Source organism: Protofrankia sp. Cas4 (assembly GCF_963555915.1).
Lineage (GTDB): Bacteria > Actinomycetota > Actinomycetes > Frankiales > Frankiaceae > Protofrankia.
Genome location: NZ_CAUVXL010000261.1, coordinates 1 through 6,331, shown reverse-complemented (window position 1 = coordinate 6,331; position 6,331 = coordinate 1). Strand labels below are relative to the sequence as shown.

5 protein-coding genes and 1 pseudogene are annotated in these 6,331 nt (G+C 69.7%); 5 read left to right on the top strand and 1 reads right to left on the bottom strand.

Annotated features, from left to right (window positions below):
* Window positions 1–153, bottom strand: a pseudogene (locus U9979_RS23560) (phage holin family protein); the annotation flags it as partial.
* Between the two features lie 654 nt (window positions 154–807).
* Here U9979_RS23560 and U9979_RS23555 point away from each other — a divergent pair.
* The 5 genes from U9979_RS23555 to U9979_RS23535 all read left to right on the top strand — a co-directional run.
* Window positions 808–1,698 carry a hypothetical protein gene (locus tag U9979_RS23555; RefSeq protein ID WP_322747704.1) on the top strand — a complete coding sequence of 297 codons (891 nt, stop codon included), beginning with the start codon at window positions 808–810 and terminating at the stop codon, window positions 1,696–1,698.
* 445 nt (window positions 1,699–2,143) lie between these two features.
* Window positions 2,144–3,262, top strand: coding sequence for a septum site-determining protein Ssd (ssd, locus tag U9979_RS23550; protein WP_322747705.1), 1,119 nt, complete (start codon window positions 2,144–2,146; stop codon window positions 3,260–3,262).
* Complete coding sequence (locus U9979_RS23545) at window positions 3,259–4,644, top strand: TadA family conjugal transfer-associated ATPase (protein WP_322781006.1); 1,386 nt, start codon at window positions 3,259–3,261, stop codon at window positions 4,642–4,644. The genes ssd and U9979_RS23545 overlap by 4 nt, the downstream gene beginning before the upstream one ends.
* Window positions 4,638–5,576 carry a type II secretion system F family protein gene (locus U9979_RS23540; protein ID WP_322781005.1) on the top strand — a complete coding sequence of 313 codons (939 nt, stop codon included), beginning with the start codon at window positions 4,638–4,640 and terminating at the stop codon, window positions 5,574–5,576. The genes U9979_RS23545 and U9979_RS23540 overlap by 7 nt, the downstream gene beginning before the upstream one ends.
* The coding region (locus U9979_RS23535) for a type II secretion system F family protein (protein WP_322781004.1) at window positions 5,573–6,331 on the top strand (759 nt) is incomplete at its 3' end. The genes U9979_RS23540 and U9979_RS23535, both read left to right, overlap by 4 nt.

The window sequence follows — 6,331 nt, the reverse complement described above, 5'->3', positions numbered from 1 at the left end:
GAGCGCGGCAGACGTCGCCTGTTTCGAAAGCTCGGCCTTCGCGAGATCGATCTCCTGCCGGACGAGCAGCGACAGGTCTCGTACCGCGAGCCCGACGAGCTCACCGAGCGTCGTTTCCCGGGTGGCTGGTCGGTTCTGCGTTGGAGTCGACACCGTTGGTCCTCCTTCTGGCGGCCCTGGAGCCTCGGGCGCGCGATACGATTCCTGACCGCATGCCTCGGCCCACCGGGCACGGGTTGCCCGTCGCAGCGGTGACTACCGGTCGTACAGGTCGCGGCACGAGGCAGCGCCCGATACCGTCCAGGTCACCAGATGGTGCCCGATCGGCGACAGTCAACACATCCGCAACGCTCGTCCACGGTTGTTGTGCACGCGTTTGAAGCCCACCTCGGCGGCCCGCAACTCCCCCGCGTTCGTCCAGTCCTCGGGCCGCCGGCGGCGCGAAAACCATGATCATGTCATCCTTTGATCGGGTGGGGTACGACAATCCCGTATCACCCGCCGCGGACCCCTCTTGCGAAGTGTCCCGCGTCCAGAGCTTGTCCGCCGCCCAGACGCGCTGTGATGCGCATACCTGGCCGGTCCGGGCAATTTCTCCCGGACCTTCGGACGCCGCCAGTGTGACAGATGGACCGTGACGAGATTGCGTTCGCCCGCTTGCGCAACGGTCACCGGATGTCCACCGCATCGACCACCGACCATGGGCCTTCCCACCCAGCCGGAGACCCACCGTGCCTGCCATGGCCCTGCTGCTCATCCATGGGGCGGGCGCCATCCACGGGGCGGGTAGGCGGTAGCGTACCGGCAATGACCGCCGTAGTCGGGCCGGACCCCGTGGCCCGCCTCGCCGCCCTGCCAGGCGTCACCGACGCGGTCACCGCCGCCCGAACGTCCGTGGACACCCTGTTACGGCACCGGGTCATGCGCCGCGACAGCGCCAAGGTGACAGCCGAGGCATCGTTGCGCACCGCGCGCGCATCAGCAGCGCTGGACGGTCACGACATCGATCTGGACGATCTGCGCGAACACCTTGGCCACGATCGCCGGCTTGCGACCGGCGACAGCGACAGCGACGCGCTCAGGGTGACGCTCGGCACGGTCCGGCTCCACGCGGAGCTGGGGACGCTTCGCGACACCTGGGATCGGGCACCCCGCCAGGCACTCGCCCGGATGCACGTCCTCGTCGCGCGCGGCCTGGTCGCCGACGCTGACCTCGGACGCCCACGAGTAGCAGGCAGCCACACCGACCCGACGGATCCCCTCGGCCTCGGCCCGACACCGACACCCGCCGAAGCCACCGCCCGGCTGGACGGGCTCACACAGCTGCTGCTGACCAGGACGTCCGCACCGGCGATCATCATGGCTGCGATCGTCGAGGGCGAACTGCTGGCCATCCGCCCGTTCGGTGCCTTCGACGGGATCATCGCCCGGGGGGCCGGCCGGCTGGTACTCATCAGCCGGGGCCTGGACCCCAAGGCCGTGACCGCCACGGATGTCGGGCACGTCGAAGCCGCGCAGATCCCCGGCGGGCAGACGTGCACCGACGGCGCCACAGGTAGCTATGCCGCGGCGGTCCGCGCCTACATCGGAACGGGCGCCCAGGGCGTCGGTCAATGGATCATCCACTATGCACGGGCCGTGGAGCTGGGTGCCCGCGAGTCCCTCGCCATCTGCGAGGCCATCACCCGCGCCAGCTGAGGCGCGCCAGCCAGTCGACCATCAGTCATCCAGGCACACCGCGGCCGCGCCCGGATGACGGTTTCGCCAGCCATGGAAAGGGTACGCATCGGCAGTGTCGAGCGAGCCCACCGCACCCTCGTCCGGCAATCGTGGGATCCCTGGCGGTTGACGGCGAGATCCCACGGACGGCTCCCGCGACGCCCCCCAAACGGGAGCCGTCCCCCGGTCGCCGGGCACCTCTTTTCCAGGCGCCTCCCTTCCAGGCGCCTCCCTTCCAGGCACCTCGTGCCGGACCCTGCTTTGCCGTACCCTGCTTTGCGGTACCACACGTGCCGGGCACTCCAAGTCGGTATAAATCTTAATTAGACCATATATGGGGCTTGTGGAGGGAAAATCCTCCACAAGCCCCATATGCGTCATGGTGAGCTTCCGTCCCCATCCCCGACGACGGAAGGGCCCTGCCATGACGTCCGCACCGCCCGTTCTCGCCCTCGCTGTACCCGAGCCCCAACCGAGCCTCCGGCCGCTGACCATCACCGATGATCCACAGCTGCTCGACGACATCCTCCGGCTCGCCGCGGCTGCCGGCGTCACCGTGAACGCCGTAGTCGACGCCCACCTCGCCCGCAGGTACTGGAACAACGCCCCGCTCGTCGTCGTCGGCACCGACCGGGTGGCGTCGTGCGTGGCCGCCGGCCTGCCACGGCGTCCGGGCGTGGTCCTACTGAGCTCCGACCTCGACGACGGCGGCGTATGGGAGGCGGCGGTACGTCTCGGCGCCGAGCATGTGGCCTTCCTGCCGGACGCGGAAAACTGGCTTGTCGAGGTATTGGCCACCGCCACCGAACCGGACCAGCGCCGCGCCACCATCGTGGGCGTGATCGGTGGGCGAGGCGGTGCAGGGGCCACCAGTCTCGCGATCGCGTTGACCCTGGCGTCCGTGCGCCGGGAGCTCCATACCGTGCTGGTGGACGCCGACCCGCTCGGCGGGGGGATCGACCTTGCTCTCGGGATTGAAGATCGACCAGGCATGCGCTGGCCGGACCTCGCAGCAGCCCGCGGGCGAACGTCCCGCCGGGTGCTGGCCGAGTCGCTGCCCTGTCTCGGGGACCTTGCCGTGCTGTCCTGGGACAGAACCAGCCCGACCGCGATCCCGCCGGCCGTCATGAGTGCGATGCTGACCAGTGTCCGGCGCGGTAAGGATCTGCTCGTCGTCGATCTTCCCCGGTTTCCCGACCAGGCCGCCGCCATGGCGATGCACGTGGCAGAAATGATCATTGTGGTCGTTCCGGCCGAGGTCCGCGCCATCGCCGCCGCCGGCCGGATCTGCGACACCGCGAACCGGCACTGTTCGGACGTCCGTATTGTCGTGCGGCTCCCGGGCCCGGCCCGGCTGGATGCCGAGGCGGTCTCGGATGCGCTCGCGCTGCCGGTTGCCGGGGTGCTGAGGCACGATTCGGGCCTCGCGACCGGACTGGAACGGGGAGAACCGCCGGGTAGCCGCCGCCGGAGCTCGCTGGCCCGGGTCAGTGGGCGGATCCTCGACGATCTGGATCTGGCGCACGCGGACGTGGCCGCATGAGCACGTATCCGGCCGGCAGCCCGAGCGTGGGGGCCACGCCGGGTCATCCGGTCCACGACATCGCGGTCGAACGAACCGGAGCAGATCACGTCCGACGCGCACCGGGCACGACGGCTGCCTGCGGTGTGACGGACGGGACACAGCCGGACGAGGCGCTCCTTGCCGGCATTCGGCGAAGGCTGGCAAGCGCGGACGGAACGCTGACGTCCTCGCGCATCGCCATGGCGGTCCGGGCGGAAACCGGACCGGTCGACAGCGGCTCGCTCGCGCTACACCGGTCGCTCCAGTCGGAGCTTGTCGGTGCCGGGCCACTCGAGCCACTGCTCGCAGACCCGTCCATAACCGATATTCTGGTCAATGGGCCAGACGAGGTCTGGATAGATCGAGGCGTCGGTCTCGAGCGGTGCGCCGTCACCTTTGCCGACCATGACGCAGTACGTCGCCTCGCGGTCCGGCTGGCCGCGGCAACCGGGCGGCGCCTTGACGCGGCGACCCCGTTCGCCGACGCGAGGCTCGGTGACGGCACCCGCCTGCACGCGGTGCTCGCACCGGTCTCGGTAGCAGGGACGTGTCTGTCGCTGCGGATCCCCAGGCGGCGACCCTTCACACTGGGCGACCTTGTTACGACCGGGACGATACAACCCGCCATGGCGGAGGTCCTGGACGCGCTTGTCCGCGCTCGCCTGGCAACACTGGTCACGGGCGGAACGGGTTCAGGAAAGACCACCTTGTTGGCCGCGCTTCTGGGTCGGGTCGACCCGGGCGAACGTGTCGTGGTCATTGAGGACACCGTGGAACTCGTCGTCGATCTCGCCCACGTCGTGCGGCTGGAGTCCCGTCCACCCAACATCGAGGGTGCCGGCGGGATCGATATGAGCGATCTGGTTCGTCAGGCATTGCGGATGCGACCTGACCGAATCGTCGTGGGTGAGGTCCGCGGCGCCGAAGTCGTGGACCTTCTGGTCGCGCTCAACACGGGCCACGAAGGGGGCCTGAGCACCATCCATGCTAATACGCCGGCGGACGTCCCAGCGCGGCTGGAGGCTCTCGCCGCGCTTGCCGGGCTGGACCGCGCGGCCCTGCACAGCCAACTTGCCTCGGCGGTACAGGCTGTCGTTCATATCAGCCGAGATCGTGATGGAATGCGCAGACTTACTGAAATCGGCGTACTGCATCGCGACCAGAGCGGGCTCGTCCGCGTCCTGGGCGCCCTGCGTATACGCCAGCATCACCTCACCCCACCCAACCCCGAACGCGGGGCAACAGCCAGCGTGGTTGTGGCCGGAGCGGGCGCCCTCGTCCTTGATCGACTACTCGCCGAACGCGGCGGTCCACGTCCCGGCATGCTTCGTGAAAGTGCCCCGGGCAGCCAGCGATGCTGATGCTGATGCTGGCCACCGTCTGCGCGGCCACTGCCGCCGCGCTCGCCTCGGGACCGATCGGACGGCGTCCGCCGCACGTTCGGGTGGCGACGACGAGACCACCGGCGACCAGGCGGTCCGGCAGGGACGTGAATGACCTACCGGAACCGCCAGCAGCCCGTACCTGGGCACCACCGGCGATCGTGGCCGCCGCGGCAGCACTCAGCGGCGCCTGTTTCGGGCCGGTAGTGGCCTGCGTCACCGTCGTCGGCGCTGTGACAGCGCAGCGAGCCATGCGACGCGCCGCGGCACGACGCTGGCACGACGCTCAGCGTGCCGACGCACAGGAGGTGCTCGCCGCCCTCGCCACCGAACTTGAGGCGGGCCGAAGCCCGTCGCAAGCGCTGCGCACAGCCGTCGAAGACCTCGGTAACGAGACGGATCGGCCGCGCTTTGGCCAGAGTCCGCCGCGCCGCGGTACCCGTGTGAGCGACTCTCGGGCATTGCGCACCGGGCTTGCCCACCGGCTAGACCCGGCGGCCACGCTGGAGCGTTGCCAAGCGCCAACCTTGCGCCAGCTCGCGGCCGCCTGGCGGGTGAGCCAGATCGCCGGTATTCCACTTGCTCCGATGGCGAGCAGACTCGCCGCGGTGGTCCGGGCCGAGCAGGAGAAGGACGGCGAGGTATCCGCAGCCCTCGCCGGACCGCGCGCATCAGGACGGCTGATCGCCGCCTTGCCTCTTGCCGGGATCGGGCTCGGCATCCTCATCGGCGCGTCCCCATTGGATGTCCTGCTCGGCACCCCGGTCGGAACAATCTGTCTCGCGGTTGGCGCAATGCTCGATCTCGCCGGCCTGGCATGGATCAACAGACTCACCGAGACGGCTCGATCGCGGGGAGAGACCGGCCGGTACCGCTACGACGCCCAGCCGATGGTGGCGGTGGCACTGTGACCGGGCCGCCGCAGTGGGCAATGCTTCTCGCCGCGGCTACAAGCATGGCATCGGCGTCGTGGCTGGCCGGAATCACAACGCTCTGCGATCAGGTTCGGCGCCGGGCAGGCTCGCTCACCCCGCCGACCCGGGCCGACATCACGCCGACGCGACCACACCTGACCAGGCACATGTCGAAGGGCCGCAACGATGGGGCGCAGGACCACGGCAGCGAAAGCAGCCGCCGCTCGAGCGCCCGTTGGGCAAACCGTTGGAGCCACGGTTCGAGCGGCGGTCCGCACCCCACCGCGGACCGCCGCTCGGTGCTTCGGCGGATCGCTCTTGGCACCGCAGCCGGGCTCGGTCCATTCGTAGTGTTCGGTGGTCCCGCGGGCATCGTCATCGGCCTCTTTCTCGGCGTGGCCGCGGTCCGCCTGTTGGCTGGTGTGCCCGAGCGCAATACCCGGCGCCGCCACGAACGCCTTGCCTGCGACCTTCCACTGGCCCTCGACCTCATTGCGGCGTGCCTGACCGCCGGTGCGCCGGTCGTGACGGCCTTGGAAATCGTCGCCGATGCGGTCGGCGGACCGCTCGGCACGGAGCTGGGCCTGGTCGGACGCGCTCTGCGGCTTGGAGCGCCTATCGGCGAGGCGTGTCACCGGTTACTCGATCCCGGCCCCGGGGGTAGGCCCGCGCCGAGCTGGTGGGCCATCACAGGTGTCGCGGAGGTCACAACGGCAGCGCGTGAGCTGGCGACCTTCGCACGGGCGCTGCAC

What these genes read in the sequence shown, in the direction of transcription:
- U9979_RS23555 (WP_322747704.1), top strand. Translation starts at nt 808, where the DNA reads ATGACCGCCGTAGTCGGGCCGGACCCCGTGGCCCGCCTCGCCGCCCTG.
- ssd (WP_322747705.1), top strand. Translation starts at nt 2,144, where the DNA reads ATGACGTCCGCACCGCCCGTTCTCGCCCTCGCTGTACCCGAGCCCCAA.
- U9979_RS23545 (WP_322781006.1), top strand. Translation starts at nt 3,259, where the DNA reads ATGAGCACGTATCCGGCCGGCAGCCCGAGCGTGGGGGCCACGCCGGGT.
- U9979_RS23540 (WP_322781005.1), top strand. Translation starts at nt 4,638, where the DNA reads ATGCTGATGCTGATGCTGGCCACCGTCTGCGCGGCCACTGCCGCCGCG.